Below are 23858 nucleotides of genomic sequence, written 5' to 3' on the forward strand. Positions count from 1 at the left end.
CGCGATGGCGACGGGCCACAGGTAGAGTCGACTGTTAGTCGACTATCGCGCGCAGCGCGGGATTTTCACGGCCTGAGGGAAGAGTAGTCGACTAACAGTCGACGCTACCCCGCCCACCCTGGCCCGCACGGGCGACATCGTCACCGCGTTGCGGTTAGGCTCGGGGTTCCCCCGCCCCGGATTGCCCCATGCGCGTGATCGCCGCCGCCCTGCTTGCCTGCCTTCCGCTGCCTGCCCTGGCCGCGCCCACCTACGGGCCGCGGCTGGAGGGCTTCGACTATGGCTATCCGGTAAAGACCTTCGCGCTGGAATCGCAGCGCCAGCCACTGGAGATGGCCTACCTCGACATCGCGCCGAAGAAGGCACCGATCGGCGTGGTGGTGCTGCTGCACGGCAAGAATTTCTGCGCGGCCACCTGGAAAGAATCGATCAAGCCGCTGGTCGCCGCCGGCTACCGGGTGATCGCCCCGGACCAGGTGGGCTTCTGCAAATCCAGCAAGCCCGAGCGCTACCAGTATTCGTTCGCGCAACTGGCCGCCAACACCCATGCCCTGCTGCAGCAGCTGCAGCTGGGCGAGGTACCGGTGCATCTGGTGGGCCACTCGATGGGCGGCATGCTGGCGGTACGCTACGCGCTGATGTTCCCGCAGGACCTGCGCAGCCTGTCGCTGGTCAACCCGATCGGGCTGGAGGACTGGAAGGCGCTGGGCGTTCCGTGGCGCAGCGTGGACGCGTGGTACGCCGGCGAAATGAACATCAGCTATGACAGCATCCGCCGCTACCAGCTGGAGGTGTACTACGACGGCAAGTGGAAGCCGGCCTACGAACCGTGGGCGCGGATGCAGTCGGGCATGTACGAAGGGCCGGGCAAGCAGGCTGTTGCATGGAGCCAGGCGCTGGCCTCGGACATGGTGTTCAACCAACCGGTGGTTTACGAGCTGAAGCACCTGCAGGTGCCGACCACGCTGTTCATCGGCCAGAAGGACCGCACCGCGATCGGGCGCGACCTGGCGCCGCCGGCGGTGAAGGCGACGCTGGGCAACTATCCGGCGCTCGGCAAGGCGGCGGCCGCGGCAATTCCCGGGGCGACCCTGGTCGAGTTCGCCGAACTGGGCCATTCGCCGCAGGTGCAGGACCCCAAGCAGTTCAACAGCGCGTTGCTGAAGTCCTTGAAGTCACGCTGACCGATGGATGTGCTCCTGTAGAGCCGAGGATCGGCTCGGCTCTACAGGCACCCTGCGATCAACCCACGATCCGCAGCACGTCATCCAGCAGCGCGGCAGCGGTGACTTCCGCACCGGCACCCGGTCCCTGGATCAACAGCGGCTGGCGCTGATAGCGATCACTGTGGATGGCCACGCGGTTGTCGGTGCCTGCGCCCTGCGCCAACGGGTGATCGGACGGCAGTTCGCGCAGGCCGACCTGCGCACCCTGGCCGTCAACACGGCCCACGAAACGCAGCACGCGGCCGTTGTCCCGTGCCTGTTGCCAACGCGCCTGCAGCGGTGCATCCAGCAGCTCCAGTGCAGCCACTGCATCCTCCAGCGGCAGCGCTGCCAGCGCGTCCGGGACCAGTGAATCCACCTGCACCTGCGCGGCATCCAGGGCCAGCCCGCTGCTGCGCGCCAGGATCAGCAGCTTGCGACGCACGTCCTCGCCGGACAGGTCCAGGCGCGGATCGGGTTCGGTGTAGCCGGCCGCCAGCGCCTCGCGCACCGCCGCCGAGAACGGCGACTGCCCGTTGTAGCGGTGGAACAGCCACGCCAGCGAACCGGACAGCACGCCCTCGATGGCATGGATACGGTCGCCACCGGCGACCAGCGCGCGCAGGCTGCTCAACAATGGCAGGCCGGCACCGACGGTAGCGCTGTCGCCATAACGCGCACCACTGTCGGCGCAGCTCTCGGCGATGGCCGTGGCGCGTGCCAGCTGCGCGCCGCGGCCGAGCTTGTTGGCGGTGACCACATGCACGCCCCGCGCCAGCCACTGCACGTGGCGCGCGGCCACCTCTTCGCTGGCGGTGGCATCAACCACCACATCACCCCGTTCCAGGCCTTCGGCGCTGGCCCAAGGCGGCGAACTGAGGCCGTCGCGCGGTGCGCGGCGCGCCAGCTCCAGCGGCAACGCCAGATCGCGGTCGATCGCCAGTGCGGTGCGCGAGTTGGCCAGCCACTGCACGCTGGGCAGTTCCAGCCCGCGTGCCTGCAACGCCTGGTAACGCTGCACGAAGGCCGACCCGACCGTGCCGGTGCCGAGCAGCGCCAGCCGCCCTGTGCCCAGCGCGGGAATTTCAGCGGCGAGCGCGCTCATGCGTCCACCACCTGTTTGCGGCGTGCGGCCGCGTCGATCACCGCTTCGGCGCGCTGCAGCGCGGCGCCGAGATCGGCGAGCAGGTCACGCTCAGCCTCGATGCCGATCGACAGGCGCAGCAGTCCTTCACTGATGCCGGCCGCCGCACGCGCTTCTGCGCTCATCGCCGCATGGGTCATGGTCGCCGGATGGGCGATCAGGCTTTCGACGCCGCCCAGCGATTCGGCCAGGGTGAAGCAGCGCAGGCCATCGACGAACGCGCGCACCGCCGCATGCGGATCGTCACCGGCGCAGTGCGCCAGTTCGAACGATAGCATCGCGCCGAAGCCGCTTTGCTGGCGCGCCGCGATGGCGTGGCCCGGATGATCGGCCAGGCCCGGGTAGTACACCCTGCCGACGGCCGGGTGCTGGTCCAGCAGGGCAACGACCGATGCGGTGTTCTCCTGGTGCACGCGCAGGCGCGCGTCCAGCGTGCGCAGGCCGCGCAGGGTCAGGAAGGCATCGAACGGCGAACCGGTCAGGCCTAGGGCATTGCCCCACCACACCAGCTGTTCGTGCAGCGCCGGATCGCGCGCGACCACGGCGCCGCCGACCACGTCACTGTGACCATTGATGTACTTGGTGGTCGAATGCAGCACCAGGTCCGCACCGAACGACAGCGGCTGCTGCAGGGCCGGCGACAGGAAGGTGTTGTCGACCACGACGAGGGCACCGGCCTTGTGCGCGGCGTCGATGACGAAGCGCAGGTCGGTGATGCGCAGCAGCGGGTTGGACGGGGTTTCCACCAGCACCAGCTTCGGCTGGGTCGCCAGTGCCTGGGCGAGCGCACGCGGGTCAGTCAGGTCGGCAGTGACCAGTTCGAAGTGCCCCTTCCGGGCCAGCGCATTGAACAGGCGCCAGCTGCCACCGTATGCATCGTGCGGCACCACCAGCGTATCGCCCGGCTGCAGCAGCGCGTTCAGCACCAGGTTGATCGCGCCCATGCCGGTGGCGGTGATGACGCCACCGGCGCCACCCTCCAGTTCCGCAAGCGCCTCACCCAGCAGGTCGCGGGTCGGGTTGCCGCTGCGCGTGTAGTCGTACTGGCGCTTGTTGCCGAAGCCTTCGAAGCTGAAGTTCGACGACAGCACGATCGGCGGCGTGACCGCGCCATGCGCGGTGTCCCGATCGATGCCGGCACGGACGGCGGCAGTGGTGCGACTACAGGACGGCTCGTTTGCGTGCAGGCTCATGCGGACTCTCCAGAAGTGCGGAAGGCGGTGGCGAGGATCGCGTCGATGCGATCGGTTTCTTTGAGGAAGGCGTCATGGCCGTAAGGCGAGCGCAGCACGCGCAGGCTGCCGCGCGGGCCCAGCCCTTCGACCAGGCCGACCAGGTCGGCCAGCGGCACCAGGCGGTCACCCTCCACGGCCACCACCACGGTCGGCGGCAGGATCGCGGTGGGGTCCACACGATGCAGGTCGATCGATTCGGACAGGCGCAGGTAGGCGGTCACCGGCGTGCGCGCGACGTACTGCGCACCGGCCGCGTCGAGGTAGTCTTCGGCGGCCACGCGCACGCGGCCGTTGATCACTTCCGGCGCGGCATCGAAGCGCTCGCCGAATTCTTCCGGCGTGCGGTAGCTGAGCATGGCGAACTGCCGCGCCAGGGCCAGGCCGTGGTCTTCGCCGCACTGCAGCTGGCCGAGCGCGACCGCACGGCGCTGCAGCGCGCGCCAGGCGGCGGCATACGGATGCGGGCGATGCGCGCCGCTGGCCAGTACCAGCTGGCGCACGCGGGCCCGGTGCCGGATCGCGAACTGCTGGCCGACCAGCGCACCATACGAATAGCCCACGAACGCCTTCAGCGCACGGATGCCGAGGTGGTCCAGCAGCAGCGCCAGCGCATCGGCCTGGTCGGCGGTATCGATCGGCACATCCAGCGCACCGTCGGCACCGATGAAGTCGAAGGCCAGCACGCGCAGTTGCTGCGGATCCAGCGCGCGCCCGCTGCCCACCAGGTCTTCGGCCCAGCCCTTCTCGCCGAACTGTGCATTGGACGCCACGTGGCGGTGCGCGGAGATGCCACCGGCCAGCACCACCACCGGTGCATCGGCCGGGCCGACCCACTCATAGCGCAGGCGCACCGGGCTGGGGCCGGCGTGGCGCATCGACAGCACCGCGGCGAACTCGCCGCGCTCGGCATGCACGCGGTCTTCGACCGGCACGCTGACGGGGACAAAGGACTCGGAGCGAATGGCGGTACTGGCGGCGAAGCTCATGGCGGGATCCGGTTGGGGAATCGGCCATCGAGCCTTCGCGGGGCCCGCGTTCGAGATGCACGTGGGGTGCATGGTTCGAACCATCTTTCGGTGGACGCCACGGTCCCCGCAGGATTTGGCACCTACGCAGACGCTTGCGCGCCTGCGGGCTGCCCCGGCTTCAAAGGGCCTGTCCCTCTGCCGGTCTCGATGGTGGAGCCACGATGCCAGCCCTTTCCGGCACTGTCAATCCCTTCATGCGGATAAAGCGATGAATATTTTCAGGTCGACACTGCGCAGTCCGTTCCGGTCGCCCCGTTCAGGATCGGGTACAGTCCCGGCGGTCCATTCCGCTGGAAACGCCGATGTCGCGCCTGCCCCTGTCCTGCCTGCTGTTGTCCCTGCTGGCGAGCGCGAGCGTGCACGCCGACAACTGGCGCCAGGGCTGGGGACTGGTTCCCCCGCCTGGCCAGGCGACGCCCGCAGGCGGGTCCGCGGGCGCCGCCACCATGGCCCAGCTGCGCCTGCAGCCGGTCGGCGGGCAATGGCAGGCACGCATCGACAACGCCCTGGCCGGCCCGCTGCAGATCGAACTGCGCGCGGCCCCCGGTCACCCGGTCGACGGCCTGCCGGTGCAGTCACTGATCCAGGGCGACAGCAGCCTGGTGGTCGGCCACCTGCCCGCCCCGATCGATGGGCGCACGCTGGACCTGCGCCTGCAGTCGGTGCCGGGCAACCCGGCCGCGCAGGCCGAGGATGTTGCCTATCGCCTGCCCTTCGATGCAGCCCGCCTGCGCGTGGACCAGGCGCCGCAGGGACGGTTCAGCCATGGCGACGAGGAGAACCACGATGCAATCGACTTCGCACTGCCGGAGGGCACCCTGGTGCTGGCCGCCCGCGAGGGCACGGTGATGCAGATCCAGGATGGCTTCCGTGGCAACGGCCAGGACCGCGAGCGCGATGGCGCCCGCGCCAACTTCATCCGCGTGCTGCACAGTGACGGCAGCATGGCCCTGTACGGCCATCTGCAGGCCGGCGGCATGCGCGTGCGTCGCGGCCAGGCCGTGGGGGCCGGGCAGCCGATCGGCCTGTCCGGCAACAGCGGCTACAGCAGCGCGCCGCACCTGCACTTCGTGGTGCAGGTCAACCGCGGCATGGGCCTGCGCTCGGTGCCGGTGCGCATCTTCGCCGAACAGGGCCAGCTGCAGTTCGCCCGCCACGGCGAAGCCGACGGCGGGACCGGGCGCTGACCGGCCCCGGCCGGTATAATCGGGCGCTTATCTCTTTGAAAAGCGCCCCGGGCGGGCGCCACTGCCATGTCCGAAGTCGCCAACGAAGCGTCGCGTCGCCGCACCTTCGCCATCATTTCCCACCCTGACGCCGGCAAGACCACGCTGACCGAAAAGCTGCTGCTGTTCGGAGGCGCGATCCAGATGGCCGGTTCGGTGAAGGGCCGCAAGGCCGCCCGCCATGCCACCTCCGACTGGATGGCACTGGAAAAGGAGCGCGGCATCTCCGTGACCTCCTCGGTGATGCAGTTCCCGTACGAGGGCAAGATCGTCAACCTGCTCGACACCCCCGGCCACGCCGACTTCGGCGAGGACACCTACCGCGTGCTGACCGCGGTGGACTCGGCGCTGATGGTGATCGACGTGGCCAAGGGCGTGGAAGAGCGCACCATCAAGCTGATGGAAGTGTGCCGCCTGCGCGATACCCCGATCATGACCTTCATCAACAAGCTCGACCGCGAGGGCAAGGACCCGATCGAGCTGCTGGATGAGGTGGAAACCGTGCTCGGCATCCAGTGCGCGCCGGTGACCTGGCCGATCGGCATGGGCCAGCGCCTGAAGGGCGTGGTCCATCTGCTGACCGGTGAAGTGCACCTGTACGAGCCCGGCCGCAACTTCACCCGCCAGGACTCGACCATCTTCCCGTCCATCGATGCCCCCGGCCTGGCCGAGAAGATCGGTGCACAGATGCTGGCCGACCTGCGCGACGAGCTGGAACTGGTGCAGGGCGCCAGCCACCCGTTCGACCTGGACGCCTACCGCGCCGGCAAGCAGACCCCGGTGTTCTTCGGCTCCGGCGTGAACAACTTCGGCGTGCAGCCGCTGCTGGACTTCTTCGTCGAGCATGCACCGTCGCCGCAGGCGCGTTCGACCACCGGCCGCGAGATCGCCCCGGAAGAGAACAAGCTGACCGGCTTCGTGTTCAAGATCCAGGCCAACATGGACCCGCAGCACCGTGACCGCGTGGCCTTCATGCGCGTCTGCTCCGGCCGTTTCAGCGCCGGCATGAAGACCTTCCACGTGCGCACCGGCAAGGAAATGAAGCTGGCCAACGCGCTGACCTTCATGGCCAGCGACCGCGAGATCGCGGCCGAGGCCTGGCCGGGCGATGTGATCGGCATCCACAACCACGGCACCATCTCCATCGGCGATACCTTCACCGAAGGCGAAGCGGTGACCTTCACCGGCATCCCCAACTTCGCGCCGGAACTGTTCCGCCGCGCCCGCCTGCGCGACCCGCTCAAGCTCAAGCAGCTGCAGAAGGGCCTGGCCCAGCTGTCCGAGGAAGGCGCGACCCAGTTCTTCCGCCCGCTCACCAGCAACGACCTGATCCTGGGTGCGGTCGGTGTGCTGCAGTTCGACGTAGCCGCCTACCGCCTGAAGGACGAGTACGGCGTGGAAGCCACCTTCGAGCCGGTCAGCGTGACCACCGCGCGCTGGGTCCACTGCAGCAACGAGAAGAAGCTGGAAGAGTTCCGCGAGAAGAACGCGCTGAACCTGGCCCTGGATGCCGCCGGGCACCTGGTCTACCTGGCGCCGACCCGGGTCAACCTGCAGCTGGCGCAGGAGCGCTCGCCGGATGTCCGCTTCTCGGCCACGCGCGAAGCCGCCCATACCGTGTCGGCGGGCTGAACAACGGGGTCAGGTCCCTTTCCGCAAAGAAAGGGCGCTCCCCCCACCGGCGCAGGCCGGTAGTTCATCGACCATACGGTGACGGGCGTGCACATCCCGCCCATCGCGGCGATGATAGGGGGGCGCGGGTCCCCACCTCCCCGCGAACGATGCCTACGCCATGTCCACGACTTCCGTTGCTTCGATCCGCGAAGAAATCGCAAGTGCCTTGACCCACGGCCTGGGTGCCGTGTTCGCGCTGGGTGCCGGCGCGGTCCTGATCACCCTGGCCGCGATCTACGGCGATGGCTGGCAGCTGGCCGGTGCCATCGTGTTCGGCATTGCGCTGCTGCTGCTGTACACCGCCTCGACCCTGTACCACGCCATCCAGCACCCGGTCGCCAAGGGGCGACTCAAGGTGTTCGACCACTGCGCGATCTACGTGCTGATTGCAGGCACCTACACCCCGTTCACCCTGATCGGTCTCCGCGGCCCGTGGGGCTGGGGCCTGTTCGCCGCAATCTGGACCCTGGCCCTGGCCGGTGTGGTGTTCAAGCTGTTCTACACCGGCCGCTTCAAGCGCCTGTCCACGGCCATCTACGTCGCCATGGGCTGGCTGGTGATCGTGGCGGTCAAGCCGATGCTGGCTTCGATCGACGGCTGGACGCTGGGCTGGCTGCTGGCCGGCGGCCTGTCGTACACACTGGGCACCTATTTCTACCATCGCGAATCGATTCCCTATTCGCACGCGATCTGGCACCTGTTCGTGATCGGTGGCAGCGTCTGCCACTTCGTCGCAGTGACCATGCAGGTGCTGTAGACCGGCGTCCGCGCCGCTTGTGCACGCCACGCACATGGACGCTTCGCGCCCCGTCCACGATGAGGGGGCAACCATGCCAGCGTGAATGCTGCCGCCTCCCCTGCTGCACGGCGCTCGCCCCGCTGGCGCCTCCGCCGCCCCGGTCCCCGGGGCCGCCGCTGGCTGACCGTGCTGGTCTTCCTGCTCGCGGCGGTGCTGGTGTTGATCGCGCTCTGGGACTGGAACTGGTTCAAGGGCCCGGTTGAACGCGCGGTGCAGGCCCGCACCGGCCGTGCGCTGCAGATCGGGAATCTCGACGTCGACCTCGGCCGCACCAGCACCCTTCGCGCCGATGCAATCACCTTCGCCAATGCCCGCTGGGCAAAGCAGCCGAACATGGCCACGGCCGACCGCGTCGAGATCGACGTGCGGCTCTGGCCACTGCTGCGCGGCCGCGTGGAACTGCCCGAAGTACGCCTGACCCGGCCGGACCTGCTGCTGGAGACTGCCCCGCGCAAGGGTGAGCCCGGCAACTGGGATTTTCTCGGTGACAGCGCCGGCGGGACACGTCCCCAGCTGAAGCGACTGCGCATCGACGACGGTCGTCTGCAGTTCCTCGACGCGCTCGGCCGCACGGATATCCGCATGGAGGTGCGCAGCGGCCAACCGAAGCAGACCGACGGCGCGCCGCCGCTGCTGGTGCAGGGCAAGGGACGCTGGCAGGGCAACCCGTTCACCCTGCGCGGTGGCACCGAATCCCCGCTGGAGCTGACCGACAGCGACCACCCGTTCCGCATCCACCTTGACGGCCGCGCCGGCGCTACCCACGCCGTCGCCACCGGCACGCTCACCAATCCATTCCAGCTGCGCGTGTTCGACCTGCAGTTCGCGCTGAGCGGGCAGGATCTTGCCGACCTCTACCCGCTGCTCGGCATCGCCATCCCGCCCTCCCCGCCGTATGCGTTGAACGGCCGCCTCAAGCGTGACCACGACACTTGGCGCTACGAGCGGTTCTCCGGCAAGGTCGGCGACAGCGACCTGGGTGGCAATCTGCAGTTCGACGTGGGCGGCGCTCGCCCGCGATTGACCGCCACGCTGGAATCCAGGCGCCTGGACTTCGATGACCTGGCCGGCTTCGTTGGCGCCCCGCCAAAGACCGGCGGTGGCGAAACCGCCAACGCGGAGCAGAAGGCCGAGGCGGCGCGGGTAGCTGCCCGTGCGCGCGTGCTGCCCGATACGCCCTACAACCTCGGCAAGCTGCGGGCGATGGACGCCGACGTGCGCTGGAAAGCCCATCGCATCAACGCTCCGTCGCTGCCGCTGGATGACATGGATGCGCACCTGCTGCTGGATGACGGCCTGCTGCGGCTGGACCCGCTGAACTTCGGCGTCGCCGGCGGCGATATCCGCAGCACGGTCCGCATGGACGCGCGGCAACCGCAGATCAGCACCGCACTGAAGGCCAGCGTGCGCGGCGTGCAGCTGGGCCAGTTGTTCCCCGATGCCAAGCTGGCCGAGCAGGCCAAGGGTGGCATCGGTGGCGAAGTGGACCTGAGCGGCCGTGGCAATTCGATCGCGGCAATGCTCGGCAGCAGCAGCGGCAAGGTCGGCCTGGCGATGGGCCGCGGCCATGTCGGCAACCTCGTGATGGAGCTGGCCGGCCTGGACATCACCGAGTCGCTGAAATTCCTGGTGACCGGCGACAAGCAGATTCCCCTGCGGTGTGCCTTCGCCGACTTCGGCGTGCGCGACGGCCTGATGACCAGCCAGGCACTGGCGGTGGACACCACCGACACGATCCTCATCGGCGAAGGCACGGTGAGCCTGCGCGACGAGACCCTGGACCTGCTGTTGAAACCGCGCCCGAAGGACAAGAGCATCCTGGTGCTGCGCTCGCCGCTGCACATCGCCGGTACGTTCAAGGACCCGTCGTTCCGCCCGGACTTCAAGGCGCTGGGCATCCGCGGCGCGGTGGCCCTGGCATTGGGCAGCATCGCCCCGCCGGCGGCGTTGCTGGCAACCATCGAACTGGGGCCGGGCAAGGACGCCGACTGTGGTGGGCAGTATGCGAAGTAGGATTACAGCGTTGTTCGCGGCGCCTCCTTTCCCGCGCGTAGAGCCGGAGCAAGGCGACAGGCAGGACACGCCGTAAATACGTCCCTGTAGGCTCGGTCGGCGCATCCATGCGCCTCACGGTCCTGCCTGCCGCCTTGCTCCGGCTCCGGACAGTTTCCTGCGCGCGCGGAACGAGAGCGAAATTCAAAGTCAAAAAAAAAAAAGCAAAGTCAAAAGCTGTTGCCAACCAAGGTTGGCGGCTACCAAAGGCGAGGCACAGCGCATGTACGCACCGCGCTCGCGGAAATGTTTCCAGAGGCGGAGGGCATGGGCGTGCAGGACCGTTGGCGCCATGGATGGCGCCATCGAGCCTACAGGGACGTACTTGCGGCGTGTCCTGCACGCCCATGCCCTCCGCCTCTCCGACGTATCAGGAAGGCGCTGCTTCTGCTTCTGCATTTGCTGTTGGCGGGCCGGCGGGCCGCAGGCCCGCCAGCGAAAACTCACCCCGCCACGATGTACTGCTGCAGCTGGTCCAGCTCCCGCCGCTGCGCATCGATCACCGACTTCACCAGGTCGCCGATGGAGATCACCCCCAGCACCTGCGCGCCCTCCACCACCGGCAGGTGGCGGATGCGGTAGTCGGTCACCAGCTGCAGGCAGTGCTCCACCTGCTCGCCCGGCGACACCGTCACCACCTGTGCCGTCATGATCTCCGCCACCGCGGTATCCCGCGACGAACGATCGCGCAGCACGATCTTGCGCGCGTAATCACGCTCGGACAGGATCCCGACCAGTTTCGGCCCGTCCATCACCAGCACCGCACCGATGCCTTTTTCCGCCATCAATCGGATCGCATCGATCACCGCCGCTTCCGGCGCGACCGCATGTACTTCAGGAGACTTGCCGTCCAACAGTTGCCGTACCGTGGTCATCTGCCTGCCCTCCGAGGGTGGGTTGCAGGGCCGAGTCTGCCACGGCGGATGCTAGCCAGGCGTCAACCAGGTACAGCGGCCGCTGCTTGGACTCTTCGTACAGCCGCCCCAGGTACTCGCCGATCAGGCCCAGCGCGATCAGCTGCACCCCACCCAGGAACAGGATCACCGCCATCATCGTCGGCCAGCCCGCCACCCGGTCGCCATACAACGCCGCTTTGACGATCACCCACAGGCCGAACAGGAAGGCGACCGCTGCCGTTGCCAGCCCCAGGTAGGTGGCCGCCCGCAGCGGCACGGTGGAGAATCCAGTGATGCCCTCCAGCGCGAAATTCCACAGCCGCCACAGGCTGAATTTGCTGGTGCCGGCCACGCGCGCGTGGCGGTGATAGGGCACGGCGATCCGCTTGAATCCGACCCAGCTGAAAAGCCCTTTCATGAAGCGGTGGCGCTCACGCATGCCACGCAGGGCGCTCAGCGCGCGCGGCGACAGCAGGCGGAAGTCCCCGGTGTCGGCCGGAATCGGTGTACGCGACAGGCGGCCCATCACCCGATAGAACATGGCTGCCGTGGCGCGCTTGATCCAGGCCTCGCCATCGCGGGCCATGCGCGTGCCGTAGACGTTGTCATGGCCCTCGCGCCAGCGGGCGACGAACTGCGGCACCAGCTCCGGCGGGTCCTGGCCATCGGCATCCAGGATCATCGCCGCGCCTTCGTGCACCAGGTCCAGTCCCGCCGTCAGCGCCGCTTCCTTGCCGAAGTTGCGCGACAGCTTCAGCGCCGATACGCGCGCATCGGCCTGCGCAAGCCCGGCAATCACCTCCCAGGTGCCGTCGTGGCTGCCGTCGTCCACATAGAGGATGTGACCCTCGATGTCGGGCATGCCGTCGAGCACCGCGCACAGCCGCGGATGCAGCAGCGGCAGTGCCAGGGCCTCGTTGTAGGCGGCGATGACGAAGGTGAGCCGTTCGCGGGTCATGCCCGGATTGTACGTTGCCGGCACGCACGCGGCCGGTCGCATGACGATCACGCCGTATGCGCCTCAGTCCTCCGACAGGTAGGACGCGCCCCCCAGCTGGCGCGCCTGGCGCTGGATCCAGGCGGCACGCCGCTGCACGTAAGGCCCGGGCGCGGCCGCGTTGTAGCGCCGCGGTGCCGGCAGTACCGCAGCCAGGCGCGCACTCTCGGCCGGGCTCAGCCGGGCCGCGTCCTTGCCCCAGAATTTCTGCGCCGCCGCCTGTGCCCCGTACACGCCATCACCGAACTCGGCGATGTTGGCGTACATCTCCAGGATCCGCTCCTTCGGCCACAGCGCCTCGATCAGCACCGTGTACCAGACTTCCAGGCCCTTGCGTATCCAGCTGCGGCCCTGCCACAGGAACAGGTTCTTGGCCACCTGCTGGCTGATCGTGCTGGCGCCGCGCAGGCGCCCGCCCCTGGCATTGTGGTCGCGGGCTTTCTCGATGGCCTGCAGGTCGAAGCCGTTGTGGTCGGGGAAGCGCTGGTCCTCGGCGGCCACCAGCGAGATCGGCAGGCTCGGCGCCATCTGGTCGAGGTCGCGCCACTGGTAATGCAGCCGATAGGACCAGTCCGCCTCGCCCAGCGCTTCGCCGTAGCGCCACAGCATCACCGTGGACACCGGCGGGTCGATGAAGCGCAGCACCAGCACCTGCAGGCAGCTGAAAGCAGCCAGGAGCACCGGCAGCCACAGCAGCCGCCTCCAGCGCCAGCGCCGCCGGCGCGGCGCGGTGGCCGCCGCCTCTACCTTGTGCTGCTCTCCCGCTGCCCCCATTACTGGTGCATCCTTCTTCTGTCTGGTTGTCGGCGCATTATCCGGCAACCGCCCCCGTTTACGCGCGATGTGAGCCGATGACCGCCAACCCCGATTCCCTGATCCGCTTCCTGCTCCCCGCCGCCGGCGTCCGCGGCGTGCATGTGCATTTGCAGGCCACCTGGCAGGAAATCCTGTCCCACGCGGCGTACCCGGACGCCGCTGCCGAACTGCTCGGCGAAGCCTGCGTCGCTTCGGCACTGTTCACCGGCCACACCAAGATCGACGGCCGCCTGTCGGTGCAGCTGCGCAGCAGCACCGCGCTGCGCACCCTGTTCGCCGAATGCACCGCCGCCGGCACGCTGCGCGGTATCGCCCAGCTCAGCGAGGGCGCCGACGCGCCGCGTGACCTGTCCAGCCTCGGCGATGACGCGATCCTCGCCATCACCATCGAAAACCCCGGCCTGGATCCGCGTGAGCCGCAGCGTTACCAGAGCCTGGTTGCGCTGGCCGCGCCGGAACTGGACGAGGCCTTCGAAGACTATTTCCGCCAGTCCGAACAGCTGCCGACCCGCCTGCTGCTGGCCGCCGACCGCAACGGCGCCGCCGGCCTGCTGCTGCAGAAGCTGCCGGGCGACGAAGGCGACGAGGACGGCTGGGCGCGTGCCAGCGCCCTGTTCGAAACCCTGGGCAAGGCGGAACTGCTGGCCACCCCGGCCGAAGCGCTGCTGCACCGCCTGTTCCACGAAGAGCGGCCGGAACTGCTGGGCAGCAAGCCCCTGTCCTTCGCCTGCTCCTGCTCGCGCGAGCGGGTGGCCGGCATGCTGCAGTCACTGGGCGAGGAAGAAGCCCGTGCGGCCGCCGAGGACACCGGCGCGGTCGAGGTGCGTTGCGAATTCTGCGGGCGTGAGTATCACTTTCCATTGACGGAGTTCGGCATACTGTTCCACGGCGCCCAGGGGGCTGTACCGGCGCCTGAACGGCTTCAATGAACGGCAGTCTTGTACCTGGGGAGGATCAAGGCTTGTTAAGAATTCATAAACACCCTAGGATCAAGTTCCCGTCCCCACGGGAACTTCCGTTGTCTGTCCCTGTCTGAACTGGTCCGATGCGTACCTTCCTGCGTCTACCGCTGGCCCTGCTGATCGCCCTTGGCGCGATCACGGGCGCGCATGCGCAGAGCAAGGACACCCGCACCGTGCTGCCGGTATGGAACAAGGGCAGCGGCAAGGTGGAGGCGCTGCTGTACCTGGAGCCGACCGGCGAACAGGCGGCCGGCGCCCGCTGGCATTTCGGCCGCAATTCCCTGGACGCGGCCTTTGGCCTGTCGTCCGGCGATTCGCTGGGCCTGCTCTGCAACAGCAGCAGCGGCACCAGCATCAGCGGACTGGCCAGCCACTGCATGCTGGCCAGCCTGGGCGACGACGATGACCTCAACAGCCGCCGCTTCACCGGCACCGCGGCACTGAACCGAGGCAACAGCCGCCTGGGCATCACCGCCGGCACCGGCCGTGAAACCCTGCCGGCCTGGTTGTCGGGCCCGAACAAGACGCCCTCCCTGCGTGCCGAGCAGAACGATCTGACCGTGTTCGCGCAGAAGAACATCGGTCGCGAAGGCTTCGTGTCCATCGCCGGCACCTATGCCAAGGCCCGCCTGGTCCCGCTGGCCGACGCCTCGCCGGCCCTCGTCGATCGCTGGGACAGCAAGAGCCTGAGCCTCGGTGCCGGTTACGGCAACTTCACCGGCAGCATCATCGGCCGCGTGGTCGACGTCCCGGGCAAGCCCGGCAAGTGGGAAGGCCTGGGCATCGGCCTGACCTGGCGGACCCCGTGGTCGGGCCAGCTCACCGTCGGCGCCGAGAACGTGATCAGCCGCGGCAAGAACCCGTTCTCCCCGCGCAATGAAAGCAACGACGACGGCACCGTGCCGTATGTCCGTTACGAACAGGATCTCTGATCCCGGCAGTCACGCTGTGCAGCGACAGACCCGAGGGCGCCGAAAGGCGCCCTTTGCATGTGCGTGCCGGACGCACAACGACGCGTTCGCAATGGTCGCTGGGAAATGAAACACAACGCGCCGAAATACTCGGATACATAACAACGGAAATTTTTTCATCATTCCTTGTTAACAAACGAGGCATGACGGCCCCCTCCTTTCAGCAACACATTGATTGGCATGGATAAAGCGGATCTTGGCCAGAAATACAGGCTTGATTAACACAGCTTTAATTCTTGGCGAACGCCCGCTACTATCGGGTCAGCCTCGCGATTTGGGAGCGCATTTTCGCTCCCCCGCCGGGCACTAACCCCAGCCAAGATTTCTTGGAGAGAGAGAGAGCCAATGAAACTCAAGTCCAGCCGACTGCGCGACGCAGTCGTGATCGCGCTTGTCGCCGGTGCCACTGTCGCGACGGCCCATGCCCAGGAAGCCACCAACCTGGACCGTATCTCGGTCACCGGTTCGCGGATCAAGAGCACTGACATTGAAACATCGCAACCGGTTCTGAGCCTGACTCGCGCCGACATTGAAAAGCAGGGCGTGACCTCGGTCGCCGACATCCTCCAGCGAGTTTCCGCCAACGGTGCCGCGCTGAACCGCACCTTCAACAATGGTGGTGACGGCTCGGCCGGCGTCAGTCTGCGCAACCTGGGCGCTGAGCGGACCCTCGTGCTGGTCAATGGCCGCCGCTGGACCACCGGCCTGGACGGCAGCGTCGACCTGAACACCATCCCAACCGCGATGATTGAGCGCATCGATGTCCTCAAGGACGGTGCATCGACCATCTACGGCTCGGATGCGATTGCCGGCGTAGTGAACATCATCACCAAGCGAAACTTCGACGGTGCGGAGGCGAACTTCTACAAGGGCCAGTACAGCGCCGGTGATGGCGAACGCGAAGCGGCCGATTTCACCATTGGTACCACCACTGATCGCGCGTCACTCGTGCTCGGTGCGTCCTACGTGAACGAAAAGGAAGTGATGGCTGGCGATCGCAAGATCTCCGCCGGCGGCCCGCCGTTCTTTGGCGGCCAGAGCAGCACCGGCCTGCCGGGCTCGTACATCCGCAATGACCAGCGCTACGTCATCATCAATGGCGTTGAAACTCCGTTCAACGCCAATGTCCACGGCTACAACACTTCTCCGGACAACTACTTGCTGACCCCGAACGAGCGCACCTCGCTCTTCGCGATTGGCTCGTACAACATCACCGACAATGTGATTTTCCGCACCGAGGCGATGTACAACGAGCGCAAGTCCGAGCAGCTGTTGGCGGCCATGCCCGTGACCGGCCAGCGTCTGAGCGCCTCAAGCATCTACAACCCCTACGGTGTGGATCTGACCAGCGTATCGCGTCGTTTCAATGAAACCGGCGGTCGCTCGTTCAATCAGAACGTCAAGAACTGGCACTTCTACGGGGGCTTCGAAGGCTTCTTCGAAATCGCTGACAGGAACTTCGACTGGGATGTCGGCTACCGCTACGACAAGACCGATCAGAATGACCTGACCTACGGCCTGTTCAATCGCCAGCGCCTGGCAGAAGCCTACGGTCCGTCAGCGATCCGCGACGGTCAGCCGGTCTGCCTGACCTCTGCCGGTGCGGTCATCACTGGCTGCGTACCGATCAACCCGCTGGGTGGCCTGGGTTCCATCTCGCAGGCTGCGCTGGACTACGCTTCATTCACGGCGCATGACTCTGCCAGCCTGGTTTCCAAGAGCTATTACGCCAACATCTCCGGTGAAATCGTGCAGCTCCCGGCGGGTCCGCTGGGCTTTGCGGCCGGCTATGAGGGTCGTAAAGAAAGTGGCCAGTTCGATCCAGATGCCTTCATCGCCGCAGGCCTTAGCACTGGCAACGGTGCGGCACCCACCAAGGGCGCTTACGACCTGGACGAGTTCTTCCTGGAACTCTCGATCCCTGTGCTGGCCGATCTGCCGGGTGCCAAGCTGCTCGACTTCAGCGTCGCCTCGCGCTTCTCTGACTACAGCAACTTCGGCAACACCACGAACAACAAATTCGGTTTCCGCTGGAAGCCGATTGATGAACTGATGGTCCGCGGCAACTACTCAGAGGGCTTCCGCGCTCCGAGCATCAACAATCTGTATCGCGGCAACACCGATTCGTTTGAAACCTACGCCGATCCCTGCTCCGCTTCCAGCGGTCGTCGCACCGGTGCGGTTGCCGCCCAGTGCGCCGCCGAAGGCGTCCCGGCGAACTTCCAGCAGCCCGGTGCCGGCAGCGGTGCCAACAAGCAGACCCCAGAAGCGTTTACCTGGAAGTCGAATCCGAATCTGAAGCCGGAAACGTCGACCAGCAAGACGCTGGGTCTGGTGTGGAGCCCGAGCTTCGTCAGTGGCCTGAACGTGACCTTGGACTGGTGGCAGATCAAGATCGAAGACGCCATTACCCGTCCTGCAATCCAGGACATCATGGATCGCTGCTACGGCGGTTCGCCGCAGGAACAGGCAGCTTACTGCGGCCTGATCACGCGTGATCCGAACTACGGCACCTCGACCCAGCGCTACACGATCACCAATGTCGACATGCCGCTGCAGAACCTCTCGTCCTACAAGGTGGAAGGTTGGGATCTGGGCATCCAGTACAAGCTGCCGGAGACTTCGATCGGCCAGTTCACCATCAGCCTGGATGGCACCTATCTTTCCAAGTGGGACACTCAATCGACCGACGACGCACCGGTTGACGGCCGAGCCGGCCGCTATCTGGACCAGGATCCGTACTGGCGCATTCGCTCCAACGTCTACGTTGACTGGTCGTACGGTGATTTCGGTGTCAACTACGGTCTGCGTTACAAGTCCGGCATGACCGAGGCCTGCCCGTTCGATCCGGTTGGCGATGCCGATCTGGTGGGTTACTGCTCCGACGGTGCAAATGGCAAGAACCATATGGGTGCGACGACCTACCACGACGTCCAGTTCCGCTACAACACTCCGTGGAACGGCATCATCATGGTGGGCCTGAACAACGTGTGGGACAAGGATCCGCCGGTTTCCTACTCGACCTCGTACAACATGTTCGACCCGCAGTACGACCTGCCGGGCCGCTACATGTACATGCAGTACAAGCAGAAGTTCTGATCGGTACTCCGATCAGCTGATGCCGCAACGGCCCCGCAAGGGGCCGTTGTTCGTTATGCCGCCTGGAAAGGGGCTGCGCCACCTGAAAAAAAACCGCGGCATCGCCGCGGTCCTTGTTCACCCTGATCCCGGGGCGCTCATCCGTTCGGAATCAGCGTCTCGATCAGATGCTCGACGTACGCTTCGAAGTCCTCGCGCGCCTGCTTGGGCTGCTGCAGCTGCAGCGACAACTGCAGGAAGCCGACGTAGGCGGCATAGGCCAGGCGCGCGCGATGGCGTGCATCGGTCGAGCTGAGGCCGGCCTGTCGGAACGAGGCGACCAGATAGTCGAGGCGACGCTGCGAGACCCGGTCGATCACCGGCCGCACCATCGGATGGTCCAGCGCCTTCAGCAATTCGCTGTAGATGATGTGCGGCTGCACTTCATGCGCCACCATCTGGAACAGCTGGCGCAGGCGCACGCGCGGGTCCGGCACGTCTTCCAGGCTGCCGAATACCTGTTCCTGCTCAAACAGTTCCCAGCGTTCCAGTGCCGCCTGCAGCAATGCGTCGCGCGAGGGGAAATGCCAGTAGAAACTGCCCTTGGTGACACCCAGTCGCCGAGCCAGGGGCTCCACCGCGACGGCGCCGACACCTTGTTCAGCAATCAAATCGAGGGCCGCCTGGGCCCAGTCTTCGGCACTCAGGCGGCTGTTGCGGCCGGCGCGCGGTTCGCCGGCGGAAGCGTCAGGTTGATTCATGGACTGATTTAACCATACGCCGGGGTTCGTTGCAGTACGCGGTTGCGGTCGAAACCGTCACAGGGTCCCGTGAGCCCCTCTCCAGGCACCTTCCGCAGCGCACCATACCCTGCAGTATTGACATCCCTCGGAAGCGATCCATACTAGCAAGTATGGTTACGTCCCCAACTCCCGCTGCGTTTCATGACCTGCGCCTGGACGCCGCCCATGGCGCTCGCCTGGCGGCGACCGTAAGCAACCATGGCCGGCGCGGCCGGGTGCTGTTCGCGCATGGCTTCGGCCAGACCCGCCACGCCTGGAATGCCACCGCCCGCGCACTGAACGCGGCCGGCCTGCAGACGCTGGCCTACGACGCGCGCGGCCATGGCGATTCCGACTGGAATGGCGCCGACCTGCCCTATCACGGCGAACAGTTCGCCGACGACCTGATCGTGCTGGCCGGTGAACAGCCGCGCCCGCCGGTACTGGTTGCCGCCTCGATGGGCGGGCTGTTCGGGCTGCTGGCCGAGTCGCGCTGGCCGGGGCTGTTCTCGGCGATGGTGCTGGTCGACATCACCCCGCGCTGGGATACCGCCGGTGTCGAGCGCATCCTCGCCTTCATGACCGCCCATCCCGACGGCTTCGCCTCGCTGACCCAGGCCGCCGACGTGATTTCGGCCTACATGCCCCACCGTCCGCGCAAATCCGAGCAGTCGCTGCGTGCGCTGCTGCGCGAGGACGGCCACGGGCGTTGGCGCTGGCATTGGGATCCGCGCCTGGTGGCCGAACTGGCCCGCGACAGCGAGCAGCATCAGGATGCGCTGGCCGACGCAGCGCGCCAGGTGAAGTGCCCGCTGCTGCTGGTCAGTGGCGGCCGCAGCGACCTGGTCACGCCACAGACCGTGGCCGAATTCCTGGCGTTGGCGCCGCACGCTCGCCATGTACAGCTGCCGCAGGCCACGCACATGGTCGCCGGCGATGACAACGACGCCTTTACCGCTACTGTGTTGGACTATCTGGACGTGTTGCCCGCAGCGGACGCTGCGGCTTCGTCCGCCACAAACGAGCACGTCACCGGAGCACGCTCATGAGCATCGTTCTTCCCTTCCTCGCCCTGCTGCTGGCAGGCGCGTTCGTCGCCTACCACCGCATGCGGCTGGTTACCTGGACGCTGATCAGCGTGGCCCTGCTGGTCGCCTGCTGGTTCATTCCCTACGTCAACCAGACCGCCACGATCGTCGCCGCAGCGGTGCTGGCCGTCATCGCCGTGCCGCTGCTGCTGCCGTTCATCCGCAAGCCGCTGTTGACCGGCCCGATGATGAAGGTGTTCCGCAAGGTGCTGCCGCCGCTGTCGCAGACCGAGCGCATCGCGCTGGAAACCGGTTCGGTCGGTTTCGAGGGCGAACTGTTCACCGGTGATCCGGACTGGAACATCCTGCTCAACTACCCCAAGCCGCAGCTGACCGCCGAAGAGCAGGCTTTCCTCGATGGCCCGGTGGAAGAGCTGTGCGCGATGGTCAACGACTGGGAAATCACCCACGTCCATGCCGACCTGCCGCCGGAGCTGTGGGCCTTCATCAAGAAGAACAAGTTCTTCGGCATGATCATCCCGAAGGAATACGGTGGCCTGGGCTTCTCCGCGCTGGCCCACCACAAGGTGATCCAGAAGCTGGCCTCGGTGTCCTCGGTGGTCAGCTCCACCGTCGGCGTGCCCAACTCGCTGGGCCCGGGTGAACTGCTGGTGCATTACGGCACCCAGGAACAGAAGGACCAGTACCTGCCGCGCCTGGCCGATGGCCGTGAAGTGCCCTGCTTCGGCCTGACCGGTCCGTTCGCCGGCTCCGATGCCACCTCGATTCCGGACTACGGCATTGTCTGCAGGGGCGAGTGGAACGGCGAGCAGGTGCTCGGCGTCAAGCTGACCTTCGACAAGCGCTACATCACCCTGGCTCCGGTCGCTTCGCTGATCGGCCTGGCCTTCCGCATGTATGACCCGGATGGCCTGATCGGCGACACCCGCGACATCGGCATCACCCTGGGCCTGCTGCCGCGCGACACCGCCGGCGTCGAGATCGGCCGTCGCCACTTCCCGCTGAACTCGACGTTCCAGAACGGCCCGATCCGCGGCAAGGACGTGTTCATTCCGCTGACCCAGCTGATCGGTGGCGCGGCCATGGCCGGCAAGGGCTGGAACATGCTCAACGAGTGCCTGGCCGTGGGCCGCTCGATCACCCTGCCGTCCACCGCCAGTGGTGGTGCCAAGGCCGGTGCTGCGGTCACCGGCGCCTATGCCCGCATCCGCAAGCAGTTCGGCCTGTCGGTCGGCCGCTTCGAGGGCGTTGAGGAAGCACTGGCCCGCATCGGCGGCAAGGCCTACAAGATCAGCGCACTGTCGCAGGCCACCGCTGCCGCGGTCGACCGTGGCGACGTGCCGTCGGTGCCGTCGGCGATCGCCAAGTACCACTGCACCACCATGAGCCGCGAAGTGATCTCGGACATGATGGACGTGATCGGCGGCAAGGGCATCATCCTGGGGCCGCGCAACTTCGCCGGCCGCAGCTGGCAGGCCGCGCCGATCGCGATCACCGTGGAAGGCGCCAACATCATGACCCGCAGCCTGCTGATCTTCGGCCAGGGTGCGATCCTCTGCCACCCGTGGGTGCTGAAGGAAATGAAGGCCGCGCAGGATCCGGATACCCGCGCCGGCCTGCAGGAGTTCGACCGCAGCCTGTTCGGCCACATCCGCTTCGGCATCTCCAATGCCGTGCGTTCGTTCTGGTTCGGCCTGACCGGCGCGCGCTTCGGTGCCGCCCCGGGCGACGCCTACACCCGCCGCTACTTCCGCAAGCTGGACCGCTACTCGGCCAACCTGGCGCTGATGGCCGACATCTCGATGATGACCCTGGGCGGCAAGCTGAAGTTCAAGGAATCGCTGTCCGGCCGCCTGGGCGATGTGCTGAGCCACGTCTACATGACCAGCGCCATGCTCAAGCGCTACCACGACGAAGGCGCGCCGCAGGCCGACCAGCCGCTGCTGGCCTGGTCCTTCCATGACAGCGTGCACAAGATCGAAGAGTCGCTGTCGGCCGCGCTGCGCAACTTCCCGATCCGTCCGATCGGCTGGCTGATGTGGGCGCTGATCTTCCCGCTGGGCCGTCGTGCCGAGGCTCCGGGCGACCGCCTGAGCCGCCGCGTCGCCGCCCTGCTGATGGCGCCGAACGAAGCCCGCGACCGCCTGGCCAGTGGCGTGTTCCTGACCCCCTGCGAGAACAACCCGGGTGGCCGCATCAACAGCTACCTGAGCAAGGCCATCATGGCCGAGCCGGTGGAGCGCAAGTTCCTGAAGGCGCTGAAGAGCAAGGGCATCGAGGCGCTGGACTTCAAGGCACAGCTGGACGAGGCCGTGGCCGAGGGCGTGATCACCCAGGACGAGCGCAGCTTGCTGGAAGAGCTGCGCACGCTGACCCTGGACACCATCACCGTGGACGACTTCGACACCCACGAACTGCGCGCGGCCAGCTACTACGACCGCCAGCGCAAGGATCCGCATTCGCAGGCCGCCTGATCGCCCGCGATACGCGTTGCCTCGACGGCGGGCCTCGGCCCGCCGTCGCTTTATCCGCCAAACGGTATCCCACCATGTCCACGCCCCTGCTCTCGCTCTACAACCGCCTGCAGCGCTGGCCTGCCGGCAACTGGCTGTTCTCGCGCGCGGTGTGTTTCAAGGCGCCCTACTTCGCCAGCATCGCGCCACGCATCACCCGCCTGGAACACGGCCGCTGCGAAGGCACGCTGGCCGACCGCCGCAGGGTGCGCAACCACATCGGCACGGTGCACGCGATCGCGATGTGCAACCTGGCCGAACTGACCGCCGGGTTGATGGTCGATGCATCGCTGCCGAAGGGGATGCGCTGGATTCCGAAGGGAATGCAGGTGCAGTACCTGGCCAAGGCACGGGGCACGCTGCAGGCGGTGGCGTTGCCGGCGCAGCCGATTGTCGTTGCGGCCGAGGGGTATGCGCTGCCGGTGACGGTCAGCGTGCGCGACCGCGCAGGGACGGAGGTGTTCAGCGCGGTCATCGACATGTGGATGTCGCCGGCGAAGTAGTGTTCCCGCGAACGGCGCAGCCCCTCGTGGGTAGACGGTTGATCGCGGAAAGCCCTGGCTGGGCTGGGGACGGTGAGTTCGCGGGGGACGCCGTGAACCCATCCCTGGGGGCTTGGCCGCGGCATCCATGCCGCGAACACCCCCGCGAACCCACCGCCCCCAGCCTCGGACGGATCTCTGCGGCGTCCACCCACGCAAGAGAAAAAAGAAGAGCAGAAGCAACAGCAAAAGCGGCCCACCGGCCGCTTCTTGCTGTTGCTGTTGCTGTTGCTGTTGCTGTTGCTGTTGCTGTTGCTGTTGCTGTTGATCTTCTTTTTCTTCTCCGTGGGCTGGCCGCGCCCTGAAACTGTCAGGGGTGTGGCGGGTGGGCCGTGAAGGGGCGTTGGCGCCATGGATGGCGCCATCGAGCTTACATGGACGTACTTGCAGCGTCCCCTGCACGGCCCACCCGCCACACCCAACACATGACCCGCTCCACGCGACCACCCACGAGGGGCTGCGCCGTTGGCTGGAAACTACGCCAGCGCGCGAAACACCAGCGCCAGGATCGCCGGCACCGCCTGGATCATGAAAATGCGCCGGCTCACGCTGTATGCGCCATAGCCCCCCGCCACCACCACACAGGCCAGCGAGAACGTCACCAGCACCGGCTGCCCGATCACCAGCCCCACCACGATGCCTGCTGCCAGGAAGCCGTTGTACAGGCCCTGGTTGGCCGCCAGCACGCGCGTGGTCTCCGCCTTCTCCGGCGTGTTGCGGAACGTCTTCAGGCCCAGCGGGCGGGTCCACAGGAACATCTCCAGCACCAGGAAATAGACGTGCAGCAGTACGACCAGCAGGGTCAGGGCGAGTGCGATCCAGTACATGGGCGGTTCCTTGGACAGGGAAGGAGAATGGGGTCAGAGCCTTTTCCCCGCGGGAAAGGGCT

20 protein-coding genes and 1 riboswitch are annotated in these 23858 nt (G+C 66.7%); of the genes, 12 read left to right on the top strand and 8 right to left on the bottom strand.

Features of this window, described 5'->3' with window-relative positions; genetic code table 11:
• The first annotated feature begins 188 nt into the window (after positions 1 to 188).
• Positions 189 to 1184 (top strand): alpha/beta hydrolase, encoded by a 996-nt coding sequence (locus NSQ78_RS16435; RefSeq protein WP_064239019.1) that lies wholly within the window; start codon positions 189 to 191, stop codon positions 1182 to 1184.
• 58 nt (positions 1185 to 1242) lie between these two features.
• Here the strand turns inward: NSQ78_RS16435 and NSQ78_RS16440 are convergent, their stop codons facing one another.
• The 3 genes from NSQ78_RS16440 to NSQ78_RS16450 are packed head-to-tail and all read right to left on the bottom strand — an operon-like array spanning position 1243 to position 4570.
• Positions 1243 to 2310 carry a homoserine dehydrogenase gene (locus NSQ78_RS16440; protein WP_064239020.1) on the bottom strand — a complete coding sequence of 356 codons (1068 nt, stop codon included), beginning with the start codon at positions 2308 to 2310 and terminating at the stop codon, positions 1243 to 1245.
• Entirely contained in the window at positions 2307 to 3542 is a 1236-nt protein-coding gene (locus tag NSQ78_RS16445) for an O-succinylhomoserine (thiol)-lyase (RefSeq protein WP_049465652.1), read from the bottom strand. The genes NSQ78_RS16440 and NSQ78_RS16445 overlap by 4 nt, the downstream gene beginning before the upstream one ends.
• Positions 3539 to 4570: a homoserine O-succinyltransferase gene (locus NSQ78_RS16450; RefSeq protein ID WP_049465649.1), complete on the bottom strand. Its 1032-nt coding sequence runs from the start codon at positions 4568 to 4570 to the stop codon at positions 3539 to 3541. The genes NSQ78_RS16445 and NSQ78_RS16450 overlap by 4 nt, the downstream gene beginning before the upstream one ends.
• A 77-nt stretch (positions 4571 to 4647) precedes the next feature.
• A riboswitch (SAM riboswitch) is annotated at positions 4648 to 4766 on the bottom strand.
• Between the two features lie 148 nt (positions 4767 to 4914).
• Between NSQ78_RS16450 and NSQ78_RS16455 the strand changes: the two genes are divergently transcribed.
• The 4 genes from NSQ78_RS16455 (at position 4915) to NSQ78_RS16470 (ending at position 10324) form a co-directional block, all read left to right on the top strand.
• The gene (locus tag NSQ78_RS16455; RefSeq protein ID WP_064239021.1) at positions 4915 to 5799 is read left to right on the top strand and encodes a M23 family metallopeptidase; all 885 of its coding nucleotides are present in this window, start codon (positions 4915 to 4917) and stop codon (positions 5797 to 5799) included.
• Positions 5800 to 5865: 66 nt separating this feature from the next.
• The gene (locus tag NSQ78_RS16460; RefSeq protein ID WP_049428108.1) at positions 5866 to 7470 is read left to right on the top strand and encodes a peptide chain release factor 3; all 1605 of its coding nucleotides are present in this window, start codon (positions 5866 to 5868) and stop codon (positions 7468 to 7470) included.
• A gap of 160 nt (positions 7471 to 7630) precedes the next feature.
• Entirely contained in the window at positions 7631 to 8269 is a 639-nt protein-coding gene (locus tag NSQ78_RS16465) for a hemolysin III family protein (protein ID WP_049465643.1), read from the top strand.
• Between the two features lie 81 nt (positions 8270 to 8350).
• Entirely contained in the window at positions 8351 to 10324 is a 1974-nt protein-coding gene (locus NSQ78_RS16470) for an AsmA family protein (RefSeq protein WP_064239022.1), read from the top strand.
• A 482-nt stretch (positions 10325 to 10806) separates the two neighbouring features.
• Here NSQ78_RS16470 and NSQ78_RS16475 read toward each other — a convergent pair whose 3' ends face one another.
• The 3 genes from NSQ78_RS16475 to mtgA form a co-directional block, all read right to left on the bottom strand.
• Positions 10807 to 11238 (bottom strand): CBS domain-containing protein, encoded by a 432-nt coding sequence (locus tag NSQ78_RS16475; RefSeq protein ID WP_049469311.1) that lies wholly within the window; start codon positions 11236 to 11238, stop codon positions 10807 to 10809.
• On the bottom strand, positions 11198 to 12217 hold the full coding sequence (locus tag NSQ78_RS16480) for a glycosyltransferase family 2 protein (RefSeq protein ID WP_049469308.1): 1020 nt from the start codon (positions 12215 to 12217) through the stop codon (positions 11198 to 11200). Before NSQ78_RS16480 ends, NSQ78_RS16475 begins: the two co-directional genes overlap by 41 nt.
• A gap of 63 nt (positions 12218 to 12280) precedes the next feature.
• Positions 12281 to 13030: a monofunctional biosynthetic peptidoglycan transglycosylase gene (gene mtgA / locus NSQ78_RS16485; RefSeq protein ID WP_064239023.1), complete on the bottom strand. Its 750-nt coding sequence runs from the start codon at positions 13028 to 13030 to the stop codon at positions 12281 to 12283.
• 77 nt (positions 13031 to 13107) lie between these two features.
• Between mtgA and NSQ78_RS16490 the strand changes: the two genes are divergently transcribed.
• The 3 genes from NSQ78_RS16490 (at position 13108) to NSQ78_RS16500 (ending at position 18104) form a co-directional block, all read left to right on the top strand.
• Positions 13108 to 14001, top strand: coding sequence for an Hsp33 family molecular chaperone HslO (locus NSQ78_RS16490; protein WP_049469301.1), 894 nt, complete (start codon positions 13108 to 13110; stop codon positions 13999 to 14001).
• A 116-nt stretch (positions 14002 to 14117) separates the two neighbouring features.
• On the top strand, positions 14118 to 14966 hold the full coding sequence (locus NSQ78_RS16495; protein ID WP_057493486.1) for a hypothetical protein: 849 nt from the start codon (positions 14118 to 14120) through the stop codon (positions 14964 to 14966).
• 384 nt (positions 14967 to 15350) lie between these two features.
• Positions 15351 to 18104 (top strand): TonB-dependent receptor, encoded by a 2754-nt coding sequence (locus NSQ78_RS16500; RefSeq protein WP_064239024.1) that lies wholly within the window; start codon positions 15351 to 15353, stop codon positions 18102 to 18104.
• Between the two features lie 137 nt (positions 18105 to 18241).
• On the opposite strand, the gene NSQ78_RS16505 is transcribed toward NSQ78_RS16500, so the two are convergent.
• Positions 18242 to 18844, bottom strand: a complete 603-nt coding sequence (locus tag NSQ78_RS16505) for a TetR/AcrR family transcriptional regulator (protein WP_005418411.1) — start codon at positions 18842 to 18844, stop codon at positions 18242 to 18244.
• A gap of 152 nt (positions 18845 to 18996) precedes the next feature.
• Here NSQ78_RS16505 and NSQ78_RS16510 point away from each other — a divergent pair, with 152 nt between their 5' ends.
• The 4 genes from NSQ78_RS16510 to NSQ78_RS16525 all read left to right on the top strand — a co-directional run bounded on the left by NSQ78_RS16510 (position 18997) and on the right by NSQ78_RS16525 (position 23305).
• The gene (locus NSQ78_RS16510) at positions 18997 to 19914 is read left to right on the top strand and encodes an alpha/beta hydrolase (protein ID WP_064239025.1); all 918 of its coding nucleotides are present in this window, start codon (positions 18997 to 18999) and stop codon (positions 19912 to 19914) included.
• Positions 19911 to 22388, top strand: coding sequence for an acyl-CoA dehydrogenase (locus NSQ78_RS16515; RefSeq protein ID WP_064239026.1), 2478 nt, complete (start codon positions 19911 to 19913; stop codon positions 22386 to 22388). The genes NSQ78_RS16510 and NSQ78_RS16515 overlap by 4 nt, the downstream gene beginning before the upstream one ends.
• A gap of 74 nt (positions 22389 to 22462) precedes the next feature.
• Positions 22463 to 22930 (top strand): hotdog fold domain-containing protein, encoded by a 468-nt coding sequence (locus tag NSQ78_RS16520; protein ID WP_064239027.1) that lies wholly within the window; start codon positions 22463 to 22465, stop codon positions 22928 to 22930.
• A gap of 249 nt (positions 22931 to 23179) precedes the next feature.
• A complete protein-coding gene (locus tag NSQ78_RS16525) occupies positions 23180 to 23305 on the top strand; it encodes a hypothetical protein (RefSeq protein WP_274601302.1) in 126 nt (41 codons plus the stop codon).
• A 140-nt stretch (positions 23306 to 23445) separates the two neighbouring features.
• On the opposite strand, the gene NSQ78_RS16530 is transcribed toward NSQ78_RS16525, so the two are convergent.
• Positions 23446 to 23796 (bottom strand): DUF1304 domain-containing protein, encoded by a 351-nt coding sequence (locus NSQ78_RS16530; RefSeq protein WP_064239028.1) that lies wholly within the window; start codon positions 23794 to 23796, stop codon positions 23446 to 23448.
• Positions 23797 to 23858 lie beyond the last annotated feature (62 nt).

The sequence above is a fragment of the Stenotrophomonas sp. FSL W7-1447 genome, from assembly GCF_037966425.1.
GTDB lineage: Bacteria > Pseudomonadota > Gammaproteobacteria > Xanthomonadales > Xanthomonadaceae > Stenotrophomonas > Stenotrophomonas pavanii.

Coding starts and splice junctions, on each gene's coding strand:
- NSQ78_RS16435 (WP_064239019.1), top strand. CDS start 189: ATGCGCGTGATCGCCGCCGCCCTGCTTGCCTGCCTTCCGCTGCCTGCC.
- NSQ78_RS16440 (WP_064239020.1), bottom strand. CDS start 2,310: ATGAGCGCGCTCGCCGCTGAAATTCCCGCGCTGGGCACAGGGCGGCTG.
- NSQ78_RS16445 (WP_049465652.1), bottom strand. CDS start 3,542: ATGAGCCTGCACGCAAACGAGCCGTCCTGTAGTCGCACCACTGCCGCC.
- NSQ78_RS16450 (WP_049465649.1), bottom strand. CDS start 4,570: ATGAGCTTCGCCGCCAGTACCGCCATTCGCTCCGAGTCCTTTGTCCCC.
- NSQ78_RS16455 (WP_064239021.1), top strand. CDS start 4,915: ATGTCGCGCCTGCCCCTGTCCTGCCTGCTGTTGTCCCTGCTGGCGAGC.
- NSQ78_RS16460 (WP_049428108.1), top strand. CDS start 5,866: ATGTCCGAAGTCGCCAACGAAGCGTCGCGTCGCCGCACCTTCGCCATC.
- NSQ78_RS16465 (WP_049465643.1), top strand. CDS start 7,631: ATGTCCACGACTTCCGTTGCTTCGATCCGCGAAGAAATCGCAAGTGCC.
- NSQ78_RS16475 (WP_049469311.1), bottom strand. CDS start 11,238: ATGACCACGGTACGGCAACTGTTGGACGGCAAGTCTCCTGAAGTACAT.
- NSQ78_RS16480 (WP_049469308.1), bottom strand. CDS start 12,217: ATGACCCGCGAACGGCTCACCTTCGTCATCGCCGCCTACAACGAGGCC.
- mtgA (WP_064239023.1), bottom strand. CDS start 13,030: ATGGGGGCAGCGGGAGAGCAGCACAAGGTAGAGGCGGCGGCCACCGCG.
- NSQ78_RS16490 (WP_049469301.1), top strand. CDS start 13,108: ATGACCGCCAACCCCGATTCCCTGATCCGCTTCCTGCTCCCCGCCGCC.
- NSQ78_RS16495 (WP_057493486.1), top strand. CDS start 14,118: ATGCGTACCTTCCTGCGTCTACCGCTGGCCCTGCTGATCGCCCTTGGC.
- NSQ78_RS16500 (WP_064239024.1), top strand. CDS start 15,351: ATGAAACTCAAGTCCAGCCGACTGCGCGACGCAGTCGTGATCGCGCTT.
- NSQ78_RS16505 (WP_005418411.1), bottom strand. CDS start 18,844: ATGAATCAACCTGACGCTTCCGCCGGCGAACCGCGCGCCGGCCGCAAC.
- NSQ78_RS16510 (WP_064239025.1), top strand. CDS start 18,997: ATGGTTACGTCCCCAACTCCCGCTGCGTTTCATGACCTGCGCCTGGAC.
- NSQ78_RS16515 (WP_064239026.1), top strand. CDS start 19,911: ATGAGCATCGTTCTTCCCTTCCTCGCCCTGCTGCTGGCAGGCGCGTTC.
- NSQ78_RS16520 (WP_064239027.1), top strand. CDS start 22,463: ATGTCCACGCCCCTGCTCTCGCTCTACAACCGCCTGCAGCGCTGGCCT.
- NSQ78_RS16530 (WP_064239028.1), bottom strand. CDS start 23,796: ATGTACTGGATCGCACTCGCCCTGACCCTGCTGGTCGTACTGCTGCAC.